Origin of the sequence: Paraburkholderia susongensis (genome assembly GCF_900177725.1) — a bacterium.
GTDB lineage: Bacteria > Pseudomonadota > Gammaproteobacteria > Burkholderiales > Burkholderiaceae > Paraburkholderia > Paraburkholderia susongensis.
Genome location: NZ_FXAT01000008.1, coordinates 136,842 through 157,516, shown reverse-complemented (window position 1 = coordinate 157,516; position 20,675 = coordinate 136,842). Strand labels below are relative to the sequence as shown.

Here is a 20,675-nt window from a genome sequence, read left to right as displayed (position 1 = left end):
GATGAATCGATTCTTCGTCGCCCGTCCTGTCTTCGCGTGGGTCATCGCCCTCTTCACGGTGCTGTTCGGCGGGATCGCGGTCGCGCTCCTGCCGGTCGAACAGTATCCCGATGTCGCGCCGCCGTCGCTGAGCATCACCGCGGTCTTTAGCGGCGCCGACGCGCGCACGCTCGAGCGCTCCGTCACCTCGATCATCGAAGACGAGATGAACGGCATCGAGAATTTTCTCTACATGTCGTCGGTCAGCCGCTCCAACGGCACCATGCAGATCACCGTGGTGCTCAAGCCCGGCACCAATCTCGACATCGCGCGCACCCAGGTGCAGGACCGCCTGAGCCGGGTCGAGCCGCGTCTGCCGCTCGAGGTCCGGCAGGTCGGCGTGAGCGTGACCAAGGCATCGTCCGGCTTTCTGATGCTGCTCGCGCTGCAGGCGACCGACGGCACCACGAACGCGGTCGCGATGGGCAACTTCGCGTCGAACAACATCCTCAACGAGCTGCGCCGCATCGACGGCGTCGGCGACGTGCAGCTCTTCGGCTCCTCGTACGCGATGCGGATCTGGCTCGATCCGCGCAAGCTCGCGGGCTTCGGCCTCTCGGCGAGCGAGGTGCTGCAGGCGATCCAGGAGCAGAACAGCCAGACCGCGGGCGGCGGTCTCGGCGACCAGCCGATCGCGCCGGGCTCCGAATTCACCGCGCAGGTCGTCACGCAAAGCCGCTTCTCGACGCCCGAGCAGTTCCGCGAGATCATCGTGCGCGCCAACCCGGACGGCTCGACCGTGCGCGTAGGCGACGTCGCGCGCGTCGAACTCGGCAACGACAGCTACGGCAACCGCCTGACCGTGAACGGCAAGGCATCGGCCGGCATCGCGATCCAGCTCGCGAGCGGCGCGAATGCGCTCGCCGTCGCCAACGCGGTGCGCCAGCGCATGACCGAACTGCAGCCGACCTTTCCGCGCGGCGTGACTTGGACCGTGCCGTTCGACACCACGCCGTTCATCACGACGTCCGTGCACGGCGTGATGCAAACGATGGTCGAGGCGCTGCTGCTCGTGACGGTCGTCGTGTTCCTGTTCCTGCAGGACTGGCGCGCTACCGTGATTCCGACGATCGTCGTGCCGATCGCGCTGATCGGCACCTGCGCCGGCCTCTATCTGTTCGGCCTGTCGATCAACATCCTGTCGCTGTTCGGCATGGTGGTCGCGATCGGTATCCTCAACGACGATGCGATCGTGGTCGTCGAGAACGTCGCGCGCATCATGCGCGAGGAAGGACTCAACGCGCCGCGCGCAACCGTGAAGGCAATCGGCCAGATTTCTGGCGCGGCGATCGCGAGTACGCTGGTGCTCGTCGCCGTGTTCATTCCGATGGCGTTCTTCCCCGGCTCGACGGGCGGCATCTACCGGCAGTTCTCGGTCACGCTGGCCGTATCGATCACGCTCTCGACACTGCTCGCGCTCACGCTCGGCGCAGCGTTGTGCGCGGCCATGCTGCGCAGCGAAACCGCTAATGCTCCGCCCAAAAACGCGGCCGCGCGCTTGATGCATCGTGTGTTCGACGGCTTCAATCGCGGGCTCAACGCGGGCACCGACCGCTATATTGGCGGCGTCGACGCGATGCTGCGCTCGCCGCTGCGCTGGCTGCTGGTTTTCATCGCGGCCTGCGTCATCACCGCGTATTTCTTCGTACGCTTGCCAACCGGCTTTCTGCCGACCGAAGATCAGGGGCACATCTTCATCACCTACACCGGCGCGCCGGGTTCCACCGAACAGCGCACGCAGCGTGCGATCGACCAGGTCGAGGCGTTTCTGCGGCAACAACCGCAGGTGCGCAACGTGGCTTCGGTGACCGGCTTCAGTTTCTTCGGTCAGGGGCAGTCGGCGGCGTTGTCGTTCGTCGATCTGAAGCCCTGGAGCGAGCGCTCCGGCGAAGCGAACTCGGCGAGCGCGCTCGTGCGCCGCGCGAATGCCGCGTTCCGGCAGATTCCCGAAGCGATCATCTTTGCGCTCGACCCGCCGCCGATTCCATCGCTCGGCAACGCCACGGGCTTCACGATGAAGATCCAGGACCGCAGCGGCGTCGGCGGCGAAGCGCTGCAGCAGGCCGCGCGGCGCATCATGATCGAAGCGTCGCAAAGCCCCGTGCTCGCGGGCGTGCGCGCCGAGGGCATGCCCGAGGCACCGCAGCTCTACGTCGATATCGATCGCGTGAAGGCGCGCGCGCTCGGTCTGCAGATCGGTCAGGTCAACCAGGCGCTTGCGCTCACGTTCGGCTCGAACTACGTGAACGACTTCGTGTTCGAGGGCAACGTGCTGCGCGTGCTGCTGCAGGCGGATGCCCAACAGCGCATGCGCGCCGAGGACGTGAGCGCGCTGCGTCTGCGCAACGACCGCGGCGAAATGGTGCCGTTCTCGGCGTTCACGCGGGTGCGCTGGATCTCCGGGCCGCAGCAGCTCGAACGCTATAACGGCTTTCCGTCCGCGACGCTGTCGGGCCAGGCCGCGCCCGGCCGCTCGAGCGGCGCGGCGATCGCCGAGATGGAGCGCATCGCATCGCACGTGCTGACCGGCAACCTCACGTACGAGTGGACCGGCACCGCGTTCGAGGAAAAGCAGGCGAGCGGGCAGATCGGCATGCTGCTGGGGCTCTCGCTCGTCGTCGTGTTCCTGCTGCTCGCGGCGCTTTATGAAAGCTGGGCGATTCCGGTCGCGGTGCTGCTCATCATTCCGTTCGGCGTGATCGGCGCGGTGCTGCTCACGCTGTTGCGCGGCCTTTCCGCGGACGTGTACTTCAACATCGGGCTCGTGACGATCATCGGGCTCGCGGCGAAGAACGCGATTCTGATCGTCGAGTTCGCGATCAAGGAGGAATCCGAGGGCAAGGACGCGATAACGGCCGCGAAGAATGGCGCGCAGCAGCGCCTGCGCCCGATCCTGATGACGAGCGTCACGTTCGTGCTCGGCATGCTGCCGCTCGTGCTCGCGACCGGCGCGGGTGCGGCGAGCCGGCGCGCGGTCGGCACGGGCGTGATGGGCAGTATGTTGACCGCGACGCTATTCGGCGTCTTCTTTACGCCACTGTTCTATGTGGCCGCGCGGCGCTGGTTGAGCCGCAAGAAGCGCAGCATCGATCTCGACGATGACGATCTGCCGACGCCCACACCGGGGGCGGGAGACCTGGGCGGAGGACAGCGCGATGCATAAGAGCCTGCCTACGAGCCTACCTAAGCGTCTGCATGAGAGCCTGCGTAAGAGCCCGCCCGGGGGCCTGCATAAGCATCTGCTGTTGCCCCTGCTCTGCTGCTCGCTCGCCGCCTGCAATTTCGCGCCGAAGTACCAGCAGCCCGATCTGCCCATCGCCGATCATTTCGACATGACGGAGTCCGCCAATCCGACCACTGCGCGTCTCGCCAGCGAAATCGACTGGCAGACCTTCTTCGCCGATCCGCAACTGAAGCTGCTGATCGAAACGGCATTGCAGCACAACCGCGATCTCGCAGCGTCGATGGCGCGCATCGAACAGGCGCGCGCCTTCTACCGGATCCAGAACGCCGCGCGCTTGCCGCAAGTGAACGTGAACGCGGGCGCGACGCGCACGAAGGCGCCGCTCGGCTCGATCGACCCCGAGTTCGACAACACCGACACCTCGATCAAATTCAACCAGTACAACGTGCAGGCGGCGGTCACGTCGTTCGAGCTCGACTTCTGGGGACGCGTGCGCAACATGAGCGAAGCGGCCCGCCGCCGCTATCTCGCGAGCGTCGAGGCGCAGCGCGCGTTCCGCCTGTCGCTGATCGGCAATGTCGCGGCGAACTATTACGCGATCCGTTCGGGCGAGGAAGGCATCGAGCTCTCGCAGCGTACGCTCGCAACGCGCCGCTACGCGCTCGATGTCGCGAAGCTGCGGCTCGACGCGGGTGTCACGTCGATGGTCGATTACGAGCAGGCTGCGGTGCTCGTCACGCAGGCGAAGACGCAGCTCGCGGAGTTGCAACGGACCACGGCACAGCAGCGCAATCTGCTCGAGGTGCTGGTCGGCGGACCGCTCAGCGATACGCTGCCGCATGCGTCGCCCATTGCCGACACCGCGCAGTTCGGCGACCTGGACCCGGGGCTGCCGTCCGCGCTGCTCGTCAACCGGCCGGACATCCAGCAGGCCGAGCAGCAGTTGCGCGCGGCCGACGCCGATATCGGCGCGGCGCGCGCGGACTTCTTCCCGCGCATTGCGCTCACCGGCAACTTCGGTTACGTGTCGCCTGAACTGGGCAACCTGTTCGTGCCCGGCATGCAGGCGTGGTCGGTCGGCGCGCTGGTCGGCATGCCGATCTTCGATGCGGGGCAGCGTCAGGCGCAGCTATCGCAGGCGCGCGCGCGGCGCGATGAACTGGTCGCCGATTATCAGCGCACCGTGCAGAACGCGTTTCGTGAGGTGTCCGATGCATTGATCGGACGGCAACGCTACAAGGAACAGATTGCGGCGCAGGAGCAGGCCGTGGAAGCGCAACAGCAGCTCGCCGAAACGGCGGAGCTGCGCTATCAGAATGGGATCTCGATCTATCTCGAGGTAGTGGATGCGCGACGCAGTCTCTTCGCGGCCGAGCAGCAGCTTATCCAGTTGCGTGCGACGGCGTTGCAGAATGGGGTGTCGCTCTATGTTGCGCTGGGCGGTGGACCCGATGCGCCGCACGACATGCAGCAAGATACCTCGCAAAACACGTCGCAAGCGAACGGAGCCCACCCGCCCAATTGAGGCACGACGCACCTTTACTTCGCGTCGTGCCAGCCGCCGGCATTGCGCCGGCGGGTCAAACTCATCAGCCGAGCGTCACGTCGACCGACGCTTGTTCACCGTCGCGCACGACGGTGATGGAGACGCTGTCGTCGGCCTGGGTAATGATGCGCTTCAGTTGCGCGACACCGTGAATCACCTTGCCGTCGACCGCAACGATGATGTCGCCCGCCTGGATACCCGCTTCGGCGGCCGGACCGGTGACTTGCTGCACGACCACGCCACCCGGCAGCGACGCTTCCTGCTGCTCGTCTTCGGTCAGCGGACGTACGGCCACGCCGAGACGCGGACGGCTCTGCTGCTGCGGCTGCTGTTGCAGTTGCTCGCGCGGCGCAGCGGACGCCATCTCGGACGACTGCGTGCCCACCGTGATCGACAGCTTGCGTTCACCGCCATTGCGCCACACGTTGAGCGTTGCCTCGGCGCCCGGCGACAGTTGCGCCACCTGGCCGATCAGCTCGGTCGTGTTGTTGATCCGCTTGCCGTTCACGCCGACGATCACGTCGCCCTGACGCAGACCGGCCGCCTGCGCGGGGCCGCTCGGATCGACCGAGCCGACCAGCGCGCCGCCCGCCGAGTCGAGGCCGAGCTTCTTCGCCTGCTCCGCGCTGACCGGCTGCACGCCCACGCCGATGCGGCCACGGGTCACGTGACCGGTGGCGACGAGCTGATCCTTGACGTGCATGGCCGCGTCGATCGGAATCGCGAACGACAGGCCCTGGAAGCCGCCGGTGCGCGAATAGATCATCGAGTTGATGCCGATGACTTCGCCGTTCAGATTGAACAGCGGACCACCCGAGTTACCCGGATTAACCGGCACGTCGGTCTGGATGAACGGGATCGGGCTGTCGTCGGAGAACGAGCGCGATTTCGCGCTGATGATGCCCGAGGTCACCGTGCTGTCGAAGCCGTATGGCGAACCGATCGCCACCACCCATTCGCCGACCTTGCTGTTGTCGGGATTACCGATCTTCACGGTCGGCAGATTCGTCGCGTCGATCTTCACGACCGCGACGTCGGTGGTCTTGTCCTTGCCGATCACGCGGGCGTGGAATTCGCGGCCATCGGTGAGCTTCACGCTCACGCTGCTCGCGCCGTCGACGACGTGATTGTTCGTCAGAATGTACCCATCCGGGCTGATGATGAAGCCCGAGCCGAGCGCTTCGCCGCCGCTCTTGCGTTCGCCGTTTTCGTCGATGGACGCGGCTTCTTTCACGCCGATATGCACAACCGCCGGGCTATAGCGCGACACGATGCCGGAGAAATCCGGCGCAGACGAGCGCGAACCGACGATATCCGACGCCGCGTGCAGCAAAGACACCGGGCCGTGCGCATCGCTGACGGACGCATCGGCATTGCGATGGCTGAGCACGTACGCGCCGCCGATCGCGAGTACAACGCAGACTGCAGCGCTGCCGCGCCAATATTTTCTGGTGGTCATAGTGGGGGATGGTTGCGATGGGTTACGTGGTGGATGCGTAATGTAGTGGCCTCCACTTAAAGCAGGCTTAAAGATGGTGAGCGATCAGAAAGCTCGCGCAAACCCTGATTTACAGGGGCATTCGTGCGTTGCACCCGCTTTCGGCGCGGCAGGCGCCGCTTCGCGCGCCACCCGCACGAGAATCGCCCCCCGTTTTCGCACGGGCTCGCGGAGGCCCGGCAGGCACGGCGAACGCGGCAATCGTCGCAAATGTTGTACAGAGGCCGCAGATGGACCGCGCGAAGGCCACAGGATGCCGCCGCGCTGGCCGAAACTGCTATTCTTCCACTCGCGCGGCCCGATCCGGCCGCCCGCCGCCAGCAAGCGGCAGACCCCGACAGCATCCCGGCGGCGCTCGCGCGCCCGATCCCCTTGACAGGAATACGCATGTTCGGTTTTCTGCGCGGCTACTTTTCCAACGACCTCGCCATCGACCTCGGCACGTCGAACACGCTCATCTACATGCGCGGCAAGGGCATCGTGCTCGACGAACCGTCGGTCGTGTCGATCCGCCAGGAAGGCGGGCCGAACGGCAAGAAGATCATCCTCGCCGTCGGTCGCGAAGCGAAGCAGATGCTCGGCAAGGTGCCGGGCAACATCGAGGCGATCCGCCCGATGAAAGACGGCGTGATCGCCGATTTCAACATCACCCAGCAGATGATCAAGCGCTTCATCCAGATGGCGCACGAGTCGCGGCTCTTTGCGCCGTCGCCGCGCATCATCATCTGCGTGCCTTGCGGTTCGACCCAGGTCGAGCGCCGCGCGATCAAGGAGGCGGCGCATAGCGCGGGCGCCTCGCAGGTCTATCTGATCGAGGAGCCGATGGCCGCCGCGACCGGCGCGGGGCTGCCGGTTTCGGAAGCAACGGGCTCGATGGTCGTCGACATCGGCGGCGGCACGACCGAAGTCGGCGTGATCTCGCTCGGCGGCATCGTTTACAAAGGCTCGGTGCGCGTCGGCGGTGACAAGTTCGACGATGCGATCGTCAACTACATCCGCCGCAACTACGGCATGCTGATCGGCGAGCAAACCGCCGAGGCGATCAAGAAGGAAATCGGCTCCGCGTTCCCGGGCTCCGAAGTCATGGAGATGGAAGTGAAAGGCCGCAACATGTCCGAGGGCATTCCGCGCAGCTTCACGGTGTCGAGCAACGAGATTCTCGAAGCGCTGACTGACCCGCTGAACCAGATCGTGTCGGCGGTGAAGATTGCGCTGGAGCAAACGCCGCCCGAACTCGGCGCCGATATCGCCGAGCGCGGCATCGTGCTCGCGGGCGGCGGCGCGCTGCTGCGTGATCTGGACCGCCTGCTCGCGGAAGAAACCGGGCTGCCGGTGTTCGTCGCCGAGGCGCCGTTGACCTGCGTCGTGCGCGGCTCGGGCATGGCGCTCGAGCGGATCGAAAAATTCGGCAGTTCGTTTTCCTATGAGTAATGCGCACGTGCGTACGCATCTGAAAGCGCACCGCCGCCGGCGCAACGACTGAGCTAACCCAAACACGAATCCACACCCAATCGCAACCCCGCGGACCGTCCGCCTCGGCAACATGACGACCCTGCCTGCCTACGAGCCCCCCGTCGACGAAAACGAGCTTCTGTTGAAATGGATTCGCCGCGCTCGCGAATCGCAGATGAGCCATTACGACATGGCGGATCTGCTGTCGGCGCGCGAGCGCCGCATCGGCTGGCTCGTGACCGTGCTGGCCGCGTTTGTCGGCACGGCGGTATTCGCGTCGCTGAGCACGCCGCCGCTGTCGATCGAGATGAGGATTCTCGTCGGGCTCGTCAGCGTGACGGCCGCGGTTTCCGCGGCGTTGCAGACGTTCCTGCGCTATGCCGAGCGCGCGGAGAAGCATCGCGCGGCTGGCGCGCGCTACGGCGCGGTGCGTCGCAGGCTCGAAGCCGTGTTTGCCGGTGACGCCGATGCCCGCGAAGCCCACTACCTCACCGCGATCCGCACGGAACTCGACCGGCTCGCCGAAGACTCGCCGAATGTGCCGCCGCGGATTTTCTATCGCACGCAACGCACGCTGTTCGCGGACCGGCCGCACAGACGCGATGCGTGAATCGCGCGCGTCATCGCGTTTCAGCCGCCCCCTCGCGCTGTATTCACAGATCGTCCGCGCTGATCCCCAACTCCGTCGCCATGCGGCGCACCACGGTCTGCAGCCGGCTCACCTCGTCGGCAAGACGCTTCTGTTCGGCTTTTAGCGATTCGAATTCGGAGAGCGGCACGCTGTCGTCATCGGCAGTGGACGGTGCTGACTCGCTTATGCTGACCTCGCCGCACAGCAGATGCGCCCAGCGATGCTCGCGCTCACCCGCCATGCGCGGCAACCTCACGACGCGCGGCGGGTCGTTCGCGGCCAGTTCGTCGAGAAACGCCTCGACCGACGAGATATCGGCGAAACCATGCAGACGCGCGCTGTTCAGGCGCAATTCAGCGGCGGTTTGCGGGCCGCGCAGCAACAGCGTGGTCAGGAGCGCCACCGACTGCCCCGGCAGCCCGAGCACGCGGCTCATGTTGTGCTCGAAGCGCGGCACGCGGCTGCTGCTGCCTTCGTTCACGAGGCTCAGGCGCTTCAATCCGTCGATGGCGCTCAGCACCTCGGCTTCGGTCACGCTCATGACCGGCGCGCGGCCGGTTTTCTGATTGCAGCCGAGCGTCAGCGCGTTCAGCGAAAGCGGATAACTGTCCGGCACGGTGTGCTGCTTTTCGACGAGCACGCCGAGCACACGCCCTTCGAGCAAGGTCAACGCGCGGATCGAGGGGCGGGAGGAAGCGTCGGGAATCGAATTCATGGAGGATGCCGGGTCTCGTGGTTAATTCGTGATCGTTGCGCGCGCCCGTTACGATCAGCCGCGCGCTATGTCAGGTGGGCAATATGATAAACGGCCCGGGCCTGCGCGGTACGTCCCCGTAGTGCGCCCTCGTCACGCAACCAATCTTTCAGCATCAGACCGTTTTCGAATACTTGAACGTGCCCTGCGCGCTCGCGATCAGCAGTTTGCCGTCCACCCACGCTTCGCTGCGCGAGAAGAAAATCGAACGGCCCGCGCGCTCCAGAAAACCCTTCGCCGTGACCGATGCGCCGAGGCCCTTGTCGAGATAGTTCGTGGTCAGCGACAACGTGAAGCCATGTCGCGCGGGCTGTCCCGGCGGCGCGTAGAGGCCCGCGTAGCCCGCGGCCGCGTCGAGCAGCGTCGCAATCGCGCCGCCTTGCAGCACGCCCTGGCGATTGAGCTTGCTCGCGTCGATCGGCATGAACAGTTCCGCGTAGCCGTCGCGCCATTGCGTGAGACGCACACCGAGCGATTCGAGGAAGGGGTTGTCGATGGGAAGGTCGGACATGATGCAGGCCTGTGCTGTTCTGGAACGAAACGTGAGCATACCCGCGATCCGCCGACGGCTGCGGCGACCCGCGCATGGATCGCGCATGGATCGCGCAATGTGCGCTCAGCGGGCAAAATCCGCCGCATCTGCTAGTGTTTCTGCATCAGCGATTTTTCCGTGGAGAACCCATGTCGTCCTCGCGCTCCACACCACGCAAAGCCAGCCGTCTCAGCGACGCGCAAATCGCCTTCGAAGCAGCGCGCCGCCTCGCATGGGACGCCGCGGTCCCGAGGCACGCCGTGCAGGTGAAGGTTTCGCGCGGACACCTCACGCTCTCCGGCGAGCTTCAATACACGCGGCAACAGCTTGCGATGCTCGAAGACGTCACGCGCCTGTTCGGCGTAACCGGCGTGACGGACCATACGGTCGTCAGAACGAGCTGGCCGGAATGATCCAGCGCGGCCCGGCATCGAGCGGCATCGAGCAGCATCAACCCGCGCCGTCTCGCATCAGCGCCCGGCAATGCCGCGCAATCTGCTTTTCCTCCTCGGTGTGCAGCACCCTCACCTTCCGCGCCGGATCGTTCTCCACCAGCCCGAGAAACGCGAGCCCGCCGCACACGAGCCGCCGCACCTGCGCGCTATGCTCGCCGATGCCGCCCGTGAACACGAGCAGATCGATACCGCCGAGCAACGCCGCATAGCCGCCGATCGTCTTGCGCACCGCGCTCGCGAACGCATCGATCGCGAGCGCCGCATGCGCGTCGCCGGCCGCCGCGCGTTTTTCGAGCGCCTGCATGTCGCTCTCGCCATCGGCATAACCGGCGAGGCCGCTGTGGCGATTGAGCAGCGCCTCCAGGGCGTCGGCATCCAGATGTTCCGTGCGCATCAGATACAGCAGCACGCCGGGATCGAGATCGCCGCAGCGCGTGCCCATCGGTACGCCGCCTGTCGGCGTCAACCCCATCGACGTATCGACCGATTTCCCCTCGAGCAGCGCGCACACGCTCGATCCATTGCCGAGATGCGCGAACACCGCGCGCGACGGCAACTGCGCGCCAAGCTGTGCGACGAGCGATTCGTACGAGAGTCCATGAAAACCGTAGCGAATCACGCCCGCGTCCGCGTAACGGCGCGGCAATGCGAGTTGCGCCGCGCGCGGCGGCAGCGTCGCATGAAACGCGGTGTCGAAGCACGCGAAGTGGATGGCGTCGCCGAAGATTTTCGTCGCTTCGCCGATCAGCGCGAGCGCCGGCGGAATATGCAGCGGCGCGAAGTGCAGCGCGTCGCGCAGATGACGCAGCACGTCGGCGGTGAGGCGCTGGTGCGCGCGCAGATGCGGACCGCCATGCACGACCCGATGCCCCACCGCCACGGGCCGTGCATGGTGCTGTTGCGCGAGCACCTGCGAGAGTTTTTGCAGCGCATCGGTTTGCGATTCGAGCATGCGTTCCTGCTGCAACAGCACGCGGCCATCGGGCGTGCTGATCCGCAAGCGGCCGTCGCTGCGCCCAATGCCATCGGCGGCGCCTTCGAGCAGCAGCGCTTCGTCGTCGGCATCGGCGGCATGAGCGAACAGCCCGAACTTCAGCGACGACGAACCGCTGTTGAGCACCAGAATCGTCTGCTCCTGAGCATCGGTGTGCATGGCAGCCTCGCTCAGCCTTTCCACGTCCAGTTGCGGATTTCTTCCTTGTCGATGCCCTCGGCATGCGCATACGCGAGATGCTCGATGATCTGCCCGCGCAGCCATTCCTTCGTGTGATCGCCGACGCCACGCAACGAGGGGACACGATCGATCGCGTCGATCGCGAGCGTAAAGCGGTCCACCCCGTTGATGATCGCGAGTTCGAGCGGCGTGTTGATATTGCCCTTCTCGTGATAGCCGTGCACGTGCATGTTCTCGTGATTCTCGCGGTTGTAGGTCAGCTTGTGCACGAGCGACGCATACGAGTGGAAGTTGAAGATCACGGGCTTGCTCGTCGTGAACAGCGAATCGAAATCGCGGTCGGACAGCCCGTGCGGATGCGCATGCTCGGGCATCAGGCGGAACAGATCGACCACGTTGACGAAGCGGATCTTCAGGCTCGCGAAACGCTCCTTGAGAATCTGCACGGCGGCGAGCGCCTCCATCGTCGCGATGTCGCCCGCGCAGGCGATCACGACGTCCGGCTCGACGCCCTGATCGGTCGACGCCCAATCCCAGATGCCGATGCCCTTCGTGCAATGCGTGACGGCCGCGTCCATGTCGAGATACTGCAGATGCGGCTGCTTGTCGGAGACGATCACATTCACGTAATCGCTCGAACGCAGGCAATGGTCGGCGACACTCAGCAGGCAGTTCGCATCGGGCGGCAGATAAATGCGTACCACGTCCGGGCTCTTGTTCGTCACCACGTCGAGAAAACCGGGGTCCTGATGCGTGAAGCCGTTGTGATCCTGACGCCACACGAGCGACGTGATGAGCAGATTGATCGACGGCACCGGTTGCCGCCAGCCGAGATCGCGCTTGGCTTTTTCGAGCCACTTCGCGTGCTGGTTGAACATCGAGTCGATCACGTGGACGAACGCCTCGTAGGTCGCGAAGAGCCCGTGGCGGCCGGTCAGCACATAGCCTTCGAACCAGCCTTCGAGCGTGTGCTCGCTGAGCATTTCCATCACGCGGCCATCGGGCGACAGATCGCCGCCGTCCGCGTCGCTCGCTTCGAGGTCGGCAAGCCAGGTCTTGCCCGACGCTTCGTAGACCGCCTGCAATTTGTTGCTCGCGGTTTCGTCGGGGCCGAACAGGCGGAAGTTCGTCATGTTGTTGCGCATCACGTCGCGCAGGAACGTGCCGAGCACCGCGGTCGGCGACGTGTACGATGCGGCGGGCTTTTTCACCTCGACCGCATAGTCGCGAAACGGCGGCATGTCGAGCATCTTGCAGAGCAGCCCGCCATTCGCATGCGGATTCGCGCTGATGCGGCGCGCGCCTTCGGGCGCGAGCGCCCGCAGTTCGTCGACGAAGCGGCCGTTGGCGTCGAACAGCGTCTCGGGGCCGTAGCTGCGCAGCCAGTCCTCGACGATCTTCAGACTCTTGCGGTTGGTTGCCGGATCGAGCACCGGCACCTGATGCGCGCGCCACGAGCCTTCCACCTTATGGCCGTCGACTTCCTTCGGCCCGGTCCAGCCCTTCGGCGAGCGCAGCACGATCATCGGCCAGCGCGGCCGCGTCGGATCGTTGTTCTGGCGCGCATGCTGCTGAATCGCGCGGATTTCGCCGATCGCCTGTTCGAGTGTCGCGGCCATCTGCTGATGCATCGTGTCGGGGTCGTCGCCCTCGACGAAATACGGCTTGTGCCCGTAGCCGATCATCAACGCTTCGAGTTCTTCGCGCGGAATCCGCGCGAGCAGCGTCGGATTGGCGATCTTGTAGCCGTTCAGATGCAGCACCGGCAACACCGCGCCGTCGCGGATCGGGTTGAGGAATTTGTTCGAATGCCACGACGTGGCGAGCGGGCCGGTTTCCGCTTCGCCGTCGCCGATCATCACGGTAACGATCAGATCGGGGTTGTCGAACGCGGCGCCGTAACCATGCGAGAGGCTGTAGCCGAGCTCGCCGCCTTCGTGAATCGAGCCCGGCGTCTCAGGCGTGCAATGCGAGCCGATGCCGCCCGGGAACGAGAATTGCCGGAAGAAGCGCCGCATGCCGGCTTCGTCCTCGCTGCGGTCGGGATAGATCTCCGAATAATGGCCCTCCAGATAACAATGCGCGAGGCTCGCGGGCGCGCCGTGACCGGGACCGGAGAGATAGATCACGTCGAGATCGAGATCGCGGATCAGCCGGTTCAGATGCACGAGCACGAAGCTCTGCCCCGCGTCCGATCCCCAATGGCCGAGCAGCCGGTTCTTGATGTGCTCGGGTTTCAGCGGTTCGCGCAGCAGCGGATTGTCGCGCAGATAGATCATGCCCACCGACAGATAGTTGCACGCGCGCCAGTAGCGATCCATCTTGCGCAACGTGTCGGGGTCCAGAACTTGTGGCGGTTTGGGATGCGAGCTTGCTTCGGCCATGGCTTCACTCCTCGAAAAGGACTGTCAGGCAGGTTGGCGGGTTCAAGCAGGTGTTGCGGCAGGTATTGCGTGGATGCAGCGGATGTTCGCGAGGCGGCCGGCGTGAAGCGTGAAGCGGGCGCGGAACCGCGCTGTCGTATGTTGTTCGTCAGCGATGTGACAGGTTCAGCATCACATCGTTCGGCGCAACTCATCTCAATCGCGTTGAAGCTGCCGTGCATGACGCGAATGTATTAAGCTGCTCAAACCGGATCGGCGCACGCTGCGGATGCTTCATGTGCCGGACCTTCGTGCTGCGCGCATTCCTGCGGTATCTACGGTATCAGGTGTTCGCCCTCTCTCCTCTTTCTCTTCCTTGTCCCAGATCAACGCCCGCCATGTCGACATCCCCCGGTCCGCTCAAAGTGCTCATCATCCTTGTCCTCGCGCTCGTGTTGCCGTGCGCGGCGATCGCCGTACTGATCGGCGTGTTCGGTCTGCTGGTCAAGCTGTTCGGCCACGGGTAACGGCGTCTCTTTTCGCGCCTGCCTACGCGCCCTTCGCGCCGCGCAGCAGCCTCTCCACATCGATCTCCGCCAGCTCGCCGATCCGCTCGACCGTCACGTCCGCGGGCGGATTGTTCGCGATCTCCTTCGGATCGAGCGCATAGTGGCCCTGGCGCGGAAAGACGGTGGTCAACGTCGCGCCCCACGTCTTCTTCATCGCGCCGAGAATCCGCAGCTTGTCGTCGATCATCACGTAATGGCGCGCCGGATAACACTCCATCACCTGATCGAGCATCAACTCCTTGTGAATATAGATCAGCACGCGCCCTTCGACCTCGTCCCATAAGCCTGAACGCGCGATCTTGCGCGGCTGGAACACGACGTCACCATCGGACAGGATCACCGTGGGCCCGCGCGCCGACAGATGCCGCAGCGCATCGAGCGCACCCGGATAGAGCCGGTTCGCAAACGGATAGTCGATCAGGAACGACGACATCAGCAGCAATCGCGTATCGCGCGGATGCTCGGTCCGGTAGCGTTGCAGCGCGCCGAGGTAGTCGGCGTAACCGAGTTCGCTGCGCAGGTTCTCGAAGATTTCCCAGTAGCGTGCACTGTTCTCTTCGCCGAACTCGTGCGTCATGTGCTTGCGCAGATCCTGCAGCACGTGATCGTTGTCGAGCAGCGTGTTGTCGCAATCGAACAGAAACACGACGTCGTGCGGCGTGACGGTGGCGGCTGGCATCGCAGCTCCTCGTGACTGGGTTTTGCGTGGACGGCCTGGCGGCGCCGGATGTCGTGGCGCCTTCAGGCCGTGTCCTCGCGTGGGCGTGGGTGGTGGGCGGGCTCGATGGTGGGTCGATGATGGTGGGTCGACTACGGCCTCGATTACAGCCTTGATTCGCGGTCTTGATTTGCAGCCTTGACTCGCGGCCTCGATCGCCCACTCGCACTCGCGGGTTGCGCCGGCTAGCGCTTCTGCTCGCTGTCCGGCGTCGCGCTTTTCTCGACGTGGCCACCGAAATCGTGCCGCATCGCCGACAGCACGCGGTTCGCGAAATCCGCGTTGCCGCGCGAACTGAAACGCGCGAACAGCGCCGCGCTCAGCACCGGCGTGGGCACGCCTTCGTCGATCGCCGCCGCGACGGTCCAGCGTCCTTCGCCGGAATCCGACACGCGGCCCGTGTAGTTCGCCAGTTCCGCATCGCCCGCGAGCGAACCCGCGATCAGATCGAGCAGCCATGAGCCGACCACACTGCCGCGCCGCCAGACTTCGGCGATATCGGCGAGATTCAGATCGTACTGATACAGCTCGGGGCGGCGCAGCGGCGAGGTTTCCGCATCGGTGTCGCGCGCGTGCCGGCCGGCGTCGGCGTGGCGCAGAACGTTGAGCCCCTCGGCATAGGCGGCCATCATTCCGTACTCGATGCCGTTGTGGACCATCTTCACGAAATGCCCCGCGCCTTGCGGGCCGCAATGCAGGAAGCCCTGCTCGGCCGTGCTCGCGCTGTTGGCCGAGCCATTCGCCGAGCCCGTTCCCCGGCCCGGCGTGGGCGGCGCCGCGCCGGCGCCTGGCGCGAGCGTCGCAAAGATCGGTTCGAGCCGCTGCACGACCCCGGCCTCGCCGCCGATCATCAGGCAGTAGCCGCGCTCGCGGCCGGCCACGCCGCCGCTCGTGCCGACGTCCACGTAGTGAAGCCCGCGCGCGCCTAGCTCCTCGCTACGGCGAATGTCATCGTGATAGTAGGAATTGCCGCCGTCGATCACGATGTCGCCCGGATCGAGCAGCGGCACGAGTTTTTCGAGCGTCGCGTCGACCACCGCGGCCGGCACCATCAGCCACACGGCGCGCGGTTTATCGAGTTGCGCGACGAAGTCTTCGAGCGTCGTCGCACCGGCCACGCCCTCCTGCTTCAGCCGCTCCACCGCCGCGGGCTGCACGTCGTACACGACGCATTGCTGAGCGCCCTTCGTGAGGCGTCGCACCATGTCGGCGCCCATCCGTCCCAATCCAATCATGCCTAGCTGCATAGCTCGCTCCGGAGTGTGCTGCGTTGCGCTGTCCGATTCTCAGGCCGTGGTGCTGCGGCGAGGTTGCCAGCGATGTCGCCAGCGGGGTTGCCAAGGTTACCGATATTGCCTTTGCGCGCCCGGCGCTGCCTCGCTTTTCTGGTAGTGGACCGCTGGCAGAGGCCATGCGGTGTGACGAAGTCGCGTGGTTACTTCACTCACTGTAGTCGTGCCGAGGCGCGCATGCCAGACAACGTGGCCACTCTCAGGCAGCGTCGCCATGAAGCGCTCATTTCCGCACGCGACGAAAAACGTCGCACCTTCCTGAAGAGGCGCGGCGCGGCGTAAAGTTCCGCGCACCTCACTCGCTACGCTCGGGCACGCGCGCGCCCCGCCGCGTGGCCAGCTTCGCATACAGCGCCGCCATGAAGCGCTTGAGCGCGCGCCACATCAGCGGATAGCGATACCCCGGCACCGCGAACAGCACGAGCGCGCATAGCGCGAGCAAGCCGCAGAACAGGAACGTGCCGCGATAGCTGAACGCCTGCACGAGCAACCCGGACAGCACGCCCGACAGGATCGAGCCGACCCGCGCCGCGTTGAAGAACAGCGCGGTCGCACGGCCCGGCGAATGCGGCATCAGATCCTGCACGTAAGTCATGCCGAGGCACGAGGTCACGGCGACCACGAATGCATTGAGCATCTGCATCGGGATCAGCATGCTGACGTTGCCCGCGAGCGACATCGCGACGAAGTACACCGCGTGGACCGCCGCGCACGCGGCAAGCCAGTTCGGCTTGTGCAGCGACGACGACTTCGCGCCGAGCGCGAGCATCATCGGGATTTCGGTGAGCGCGCCGAGGCCGAGCATCACCGAGACGTCGAGGTGCGAGCCGTTCAGGCCGTGCACGATGTAGAGCGGCAACACGATCATCGTCGCGTTCGCGGCGAGGCCGAGCAAGGTCAGCGCGGTCACCGAGCGCATGATGTCGTTCGCCGACGCGGCGGGCAGCGTTTCGTGCGCATCCTCGCCGGGCTGCCTCAGCGGCGGCACGGTGATCGACGCGGACGGCTCCGAAGCGGTGTCCTCGACCGTGTGATCGCCGAGGTGGCTTTGCGGCTCGCGCATGCGCCAGACGATAAAGCCGCAAGTCGCGAAACTCGCGGCCGCGAACAGGAAGAGCCCGTAGAAACTGGTCGCGGCGAGCACGAGCGCGCCGACCGACGGCCCGAACACCCATGCTGCCGACAGAATGGTCCGCAAGGTCGCGCTCGCGAACACGCGCTCGGCGGGGTCCGGCACTGGCAGCGCCGCGCGGCTGAACGAGAACACCATCGAGATCGCCGAGCCCCCCGCGCCGATGAACACGATGCCGACCACGAGCAGCAGCCGGTAGTCGCGCACCACGCACAGGCAGAGGTAGCCGAGCGCGGCCGCGACGAGCGCCGCGAGCAGCAACGGACGATGCCGCCCGCTCGCATCGCTCCAGCGCCCGGCCAGCGTGCTCGCGAGCACGCCGCTCGCGGCGATCAGCGTCATGAACACGCCGAGCCGAAACGGCGTCATGCCAGCGCGCTCGACGCCGAAGAGCGACAGATACGGGGCGGTGAACGACATTGCCACACCGAGCATGAGGGTGGCGGCGGCCAGCGGCTTGAAGCCAGGAATGCGAAGCAGGTCGAAAAAACGCGAAGTTTTCAACACGGGGGCGGTGGGTCAGATGGAGCGAGCCCGATAGCGCCTGAAGGCGCGATAGGGGCCGGAACGACCGGGGCATTATCGACCCGGAGCGCGGCCCGCGTAAACCCGTGGCGCAAGCGTCCCAAATCCGTGGCGCGGTCATCGTGCGCGGGCGCATACGCGCACAGAAGCGCAAGCGCGCAGCAATCTCCGCTCCCTCGCAGGCATGCGCATACGCGCGCTTCGTCCTTCCCCGCGTGCGTTACAGCGCGACGTAGCCGCGCTGCTCGAGCGTCCAGCGATGCCACCGGTTGCCATACGCACCGCACGCGACGCCGAACAGAACCGACAGGACGAGCCCGATCAGATCGGCCGTTTCGCCCCACAGGCCCATCGCGAACAGGATCAGGTTGATCGCGAGCATCACGAACGCGGCAAACCACATTTTCTTCGACAGCGCCCAGATAAAGCCGAGCAGGCAGGCCCCCCAGCTGAAGCCGGTCGCGACCGCGACGGGTTCCTGCGCGCCGGGGCGTTGCAGATAGATTCGTGCTCCCATATTCCTTCCTGGATCGTTTCTTCGAGTGTGAGCGGCCGTGGCTTCGCAACGGCACGCGAACCGCTTTTTAACACGCGGCGGTGACAAGGAGCGTAGTTAAAGCGCCATGTGCGCCGCTCGTGCCGCCCGTCATGACGACCCGCGGCATAGCTGCTACTCTTGACGCATTCCCGCGCGAACAACGCCGCATGAGACACCGCATGAGACGCCAAATGACGCACCGGACGAGCGGCGCGCGCCATCCATCTATCTGAACCGCACCGGAGCACGCATGTCCGCCGCAACCGCTTATTCCCCTAAAGCCCCCACGCGCGCCGAGGTCGACGCGCTGCCGGGCGCCACCGTCGTCGAATTCGGCGCGAACTGGTGCGGCTATTGCCAGGGCGCGCAGGCGTCGATTGCGAAAGCGCTCGGGCCGCACGCCGGGCTCAGGCATCTGAGGATCGAGGACGGCCCCGGCCGACCGCTCGGCCGCTCGTTCAAGGTCAAGCTGTGGCCGACGCTCGTGCTGCTGCGCGACGGCGCCGAAGTCGCGCGCGTGGTCCGGCCGAGGAGCGCGGCGGACATCGAGGATGCGTTCGCGCCGCTCTGAGGCGCCCCGGACGCGCGGTCGGGCTCACTGCCGGGATCGCTGCCATTTCTCTTCCATAGCATTTCTCCCATGCGCCAGGCCATCCACCATCTGAGCATCCAGGCCCGCAGCCGTGGGCTTGTCGAATTTACCGGCGAAGTGCGCCGCTTCGTCGCCGATCAGGGCATCACGACCGGTCTGCTGACGCTGTTTTGCCGCCATACGTCCGCGTCGCTGCTGATTCAGGAGAACGCCGATCCGTCCGTGCAGCGCGATCTCGAACGTTACTTCGCGAGCCTCGCGCCCGAAGACGCCGAGCGCTACGAGCACGACACCGAAGGCCCGGACGACATGCCGGCCCATCTGCGCACGGCGCTCACGCAGGTGCAGCTGTCGGTGCCGGTCGAACATGGACGGATGGTGCTCGGCACCTGGCAAGGGCTGTATCTGTTCGAACATCGCCGGCACACGCAGTCTCGCGACATCGTGCTGCATCTGCTCGGTGAATGATGCGCCGCCCGCGCGGTCCAATCACGATACGCGAGCACGGCACCGATAGTTCGCCGGCTCGATAGCAAGCCGCTTTTTGCCGCGTTCCGGCTCTTTTCGTACAGACGCACACGCATCGCGCAAAGGAAACTCTCACCGCTTCTTCATCACCCGCTGGATCGAACGGAGTCAACCTAAGGGAGCACATCTCATGGACACCCGCAGCGAGCTGCAAGCCACCGTCGACGCAATGGTTCAACCCGGCAAGGGTCTTCTCGCCGCCGACGAAAGCGGCCCGACCATCGCCAGACGCTTCAGGACGATCGGCCTCGAATCGACCGAGGAAAACCGCCGCGCCTATCGCAACCTGCTGCTCACGACGCCCGGCCTGGGCGAGTTCGTGAGCGGCGTGATTCTCTACGAGGAAACGCTCGGCCAGAAAGCCGACGACGGCACGCCGTTCCCGCAGCTCGCCGCCGCGAACGGCATCGTGCCCGGTATCAAGGTCGACCTCGGCAAGGTGCCGCTCGCGCTCGCGCCCGGCGACGAAATCACCGAAGGGCTCGACGGCCTCGCCAAACGCTTCGTCGACTACAAGCGGCAAGGGGCGCGCTTCGCGAAATGGCGCGCGGTCTACAACATTACGGCGAGCCTGCCGAGCCGGCTTGCGATCGAACTCAACGCCGATTCGCTCGCACGTTATGCGGCGATCAGCCAGGAAGCGGGCATCGTGCCGATCGTCGAGCCCGAAGTGCTGATGGACGGCGAGCATACGATCGGGCGCAGCGCGGAAGTCACCGAGGCCGTGTTGCACGAGGTATTTCATGCGCTGCACCGGCATCGCGTGGTGCTCGAACATATTCTGCTCAAACCGAGCATGGTGCTTGCCGGCTCGGAGCACGCGCAGCAGTCGACGACAGCGGCGATCGCCGCGGCAACCGTGCGCGTGCTCAGGCGCACGGTGCCTGCGGCGGTGCCGGGCATCGTGTTCCTGTCCGGCGGGCAATCGCCCGAGGAAGCTACCGCGAATCTCGATGCGATGAATCGGCTCGGCGCGCTGCCGTGGAATCTGAGCTTCTCGTATGGACGCGCGTTGCAGGAGCCGCCGCTGCAGGCCTGGGGCGGCCAGGCCGCGAACGTTGCGGTGGCGCAGCAGGCGCTGCTCAAGCGCGCGCGGCTCAATGGAGCGGCGGCGTTGGGGAGGTATGAGGTGGCCCAGGAGAAGGGTTGATCT

18 protein-coding genes are annotated in these 20,675 nt (G+C 65.5%); 9 read left to right on the top strand and 9 right to left on the bottom strand.

The genetic code is table 11. The features are described from left to right. Nucleotide 1: 1 nt before the first annotated feature. Both B9Z01_RS23125 and B9Z01_RS23120 read left to right on the top strand, forming a co-directional pair. Nucleotides 2-3,202, top strand: a complete 3,201-nt coding sequence (locus B9Z01_RS23125; RefSeq protein ID WP_085487317.1) for a multidrug efflux RND transporter permease subunit — start codon at nt 2-4, stop codon at nt 3,200-3,202. Continuing rightward, the gene (locus tag B9Z01_RS23120) at nt 3,195-4,748 is read left to right on the top strand and encodes an efflux transporter outer membrane subunit (RefSeq protein WP_244196133.1); all 1,554 of its coding nucleotides are present in this window, start codon (nt 3,195-3,197) and stop codon (nt 4,746-4,748) included. The genes B9Z01_RS23125 and B9Z01_RS23120 overlap by 8 nt, the downstream gene beginning before the upstream one ends. A gap of 64 nt (nt 4,749-4,812) precedes the next feature. On the opposite strand, the gene B9Z01_RS23115 is transcribed toward B9Z01_RS23120, so the two are convergent. Beyond that, the gene (locus tag B9Z01_RS23115; RefSeq protein WP_085487313.1) at nt 4,813-6,228 is read right to left on the bottom strand and encodes a trypsin-like peptidase domain-containing protein; all 1,416 of its coding nucleotides are present in this window, start codon (nt 6,226-6,228) and stop codon (nt 4,813-4,815) included. Nucleotides 6,229-6,654: 426 nt separating this feature from the next. Here B9Z01_RS23115 and B9Z01_RS23110 point away from each other — a divergent pair, with 426 nt between their 5' ends. Beyond that, complete coding sequence (locus B9Z01_RS23110; protein ID WP_085487311.1) at nt 6,655-7,698, top strand: rod shape-determining protein; 1,044 nt, start codon at nt 6,655-6,657, stop codon at nt 7,696-7,698. 112 nt (nt 7,699-7,810) lie between these two features. Beyond that, nucleotides 7,811-8,329 carry an SLATT domain-containing protein gene (locus B9Z01_RS23105; protein ID WP_085487309.1) on the top strand — a complete coding sequence of 173 codons (519 nt, stop codon included), beginning with the start codon at nt 7,811-7,813 and terminating at the stop codon, nt 8,327-8,329. 43 nt (nt 8,330-8,372) lie between these two features. Here B9Z01_RS23105 and B9Z01_RS23100 read toward each other — a convergent pair whose 3' ends face one another. Together B9Z01_RS23100 and B9Z01_RS23095 are read right to left on the bottom strand one after the other, a co-directional pair. After that, nucleotides 8,373-9,065 carry a YceH family protein gene (locus B9Z01_RS23100; RefSeq protein ID WP_085487307.1) on the bottom strand — a complete coding sequence of 231 codons (693 nt, stop codon included), beginning with the start codon at nt 9,063-9,065 and terminating at the stop codon, nt 8,373-8,375. A gap of 154 nt (nt 9,066-9,219) precedes the next feature. Next, the gene (locus B9Z01_RS23095) at nt 9,220-9,615 is read right to left on the bottom strand and encodes a PaaI family thioesterase (protein ID WP_085487305.1); all 396 of its coding nucleotides are present in this window, start codon (nt 9,613-9,615) and stop codon (nt 9,220-9,222) included. A 170-nt stretch (nt 9,616-9,785) separates the two neighbouring features. Here B9Z01_RS23095 and B9Z01_RS23090 point away from each other — a divergent pair, with 170 nt between their 5' ends. Continuing rightward, nucleotides 9,786-10,049, top strand: a complete 264-nt coding sequence (locus B9Z01_RS23090; protein ID WP_085487519.1) for a BON domain-containing protein — start codon at nt 9,786-9,788, stop codon at nt 10,047-10,049. Nucleotides 10,050-10,086: 37 nt separating this feature from the next. On the opposite strand, the gene B9Z01_RS23085 is transcribed toward B9Z01_RS23090, so the two are convergent. Further along, the gene (locus B9Z01_RS23085) at nt 10,087-11,244 is read right to left on the bottom strand and encodes an acetate/propionate family kinase (protein ID WP_085487517.1); all 1,158 of its coding nucleotides are present in this window, start codon (nt 11,242-11,244) and stop codon (nt 10,087-10,089) included. 11 nt (nt 11,245-11,255) lie between these two features. Continuing rightward, nucleotides 11,256-13,649 carry a phosphoketolase family protein gene (locus B9Z01_RS23080; RefSeq protein ID WP_085487303.1) on the bottom strand — a complete coding sequence of 798 codons (2,394 nt, stop codon included), beginning with the start codon at nt 13,647-13,649 and terminating at the stop codon, nt 11,256-11,258. A gap of 377 nt (nt 13,650-14,026) precedes the next feature. Between B9Z01_RS23080 and B9Z01_RS36670 the strand changes: the two genes are divergently transcribed. Next, entirely contained in the window at nt 14,027-14,155 is a 129-nt protein-coding gene (locus B9Z01_RS36670; RefSeq protein ID WP_275937516.1) for a hypothetical protein, read from the top strand. A gap of 22 nt (nt 14,156-14,177) precedes the next feature. Here the strand turns inward: B9Z01_RS36670 and B9Z01_RS23075 are convergent, their stop codons facing one another. The 4 genes from B9Z01_RS23075 to B9Z01_RS23060 all read right to left on the bottom strand — a co-directional run bounded on the left by B9Z01_RS23075 (nt 14,178) and on the right by B9Z01_RS23060 (nt 18,381). Next, nucleotides 14,178-14,876: an HAD family hydrolase gene (locus B9Z01_RS23075; protein WP_085487301.1), complete on the bottom strand. Its 699-nt coding sequence runs from the start codon at nt 14,874-14,876 to the stop codon at nt 14,178-14,180. Between the two features lie 224 nt (nt 14,877-15,100). Beyond that, nucleotides 15,101-16,162 carry a phosphogluconate dehydrogenase (NAD(+)-dependent, decarboxylating) gene (gene gnd, locus B9Z01_RS23070; RefSeq protein WP_085487299.1) on the bottom strand — a complete coding sequence of 354 codons (1,062 nt, stop codon included), beginning with the start codon at nt 16,160-16,162 and terminating at the stop codon, nt 15,101-15,103. Nucleotides 16,163-16,502: 340 nt separating this feature from the next. Continuing rightward, complete coding sequence (locus tag B9Z01_RS23065) at nt 16,503-17,846, bottom strand: sugar efflux transporter (protein ID WP_085487297.1); 1,344 nt, start codon at nt 17,844-17,846, stop codon at nt 16,503-16,505. 238 nt (nt 17,847-18,084) lie between these two features. Further along, nucleotides 18,085-18,381 carry a DUF2628 domain-containing protein gene (locus B9Z01_RS23060; RefSeq protein WP_085487296.1) on the bottom strand — a complete coding sequence of 99 codons (297 nt, stop codon included), beginning with the start codon at nt 18,379-18,381 and terminating at the stop codon, nt 18,085-18,087. A gap of 271 nt (nt 18,382-18,652) precedes the next feature. Here B9Z01_RS23060 and B9Z01_RS23055 point away from each other — a divergent pair, with 271 nt between their 5' ends. From B9Z01_RS23055 to B9Z01_RS23045, 3 genes are all read left to right on the top strand, one after another. Continuing rightward, nucleotides 18,653-18,973, top strand: a complete 321-nt coding sequence (locus tag B9Z01_RS23055) for a thioredoxin family protein (RefSeq protein ID WP_085487294.1) — start codon at nt 18,653-18,655, stop codon at nt 18,971-18,973. A gap of 69 nt (nt 18,974-19,042) precedes the next feature. Further along, entirely contained in the window at nt 19,043-19,462 is a 420-nt protein-coding gene (locus tag B9Z01_RS23050) for a secondary thiamine-phosphate synthase enzyme YjbQ (RefSeq protein ID WP_085487292.1), read from the top strand. Between the two features lie 190 nt (nt 19,463-19,652). Continuing rightward, nucleotides 19,653-20,672: a class I fructose-bisphosphate aldolase gene (locus B9Z01_RS23045; RefSeq protein ID WP_085487290.1), complete on the top strand. Its 1,020-nt coding sequence runs from the start codon at nt 19,653-19,655 to the stop codon at nt 20,670-20,672. Nucleotides 20,673-20,675 lie beyond the last annotated feature (3 nt).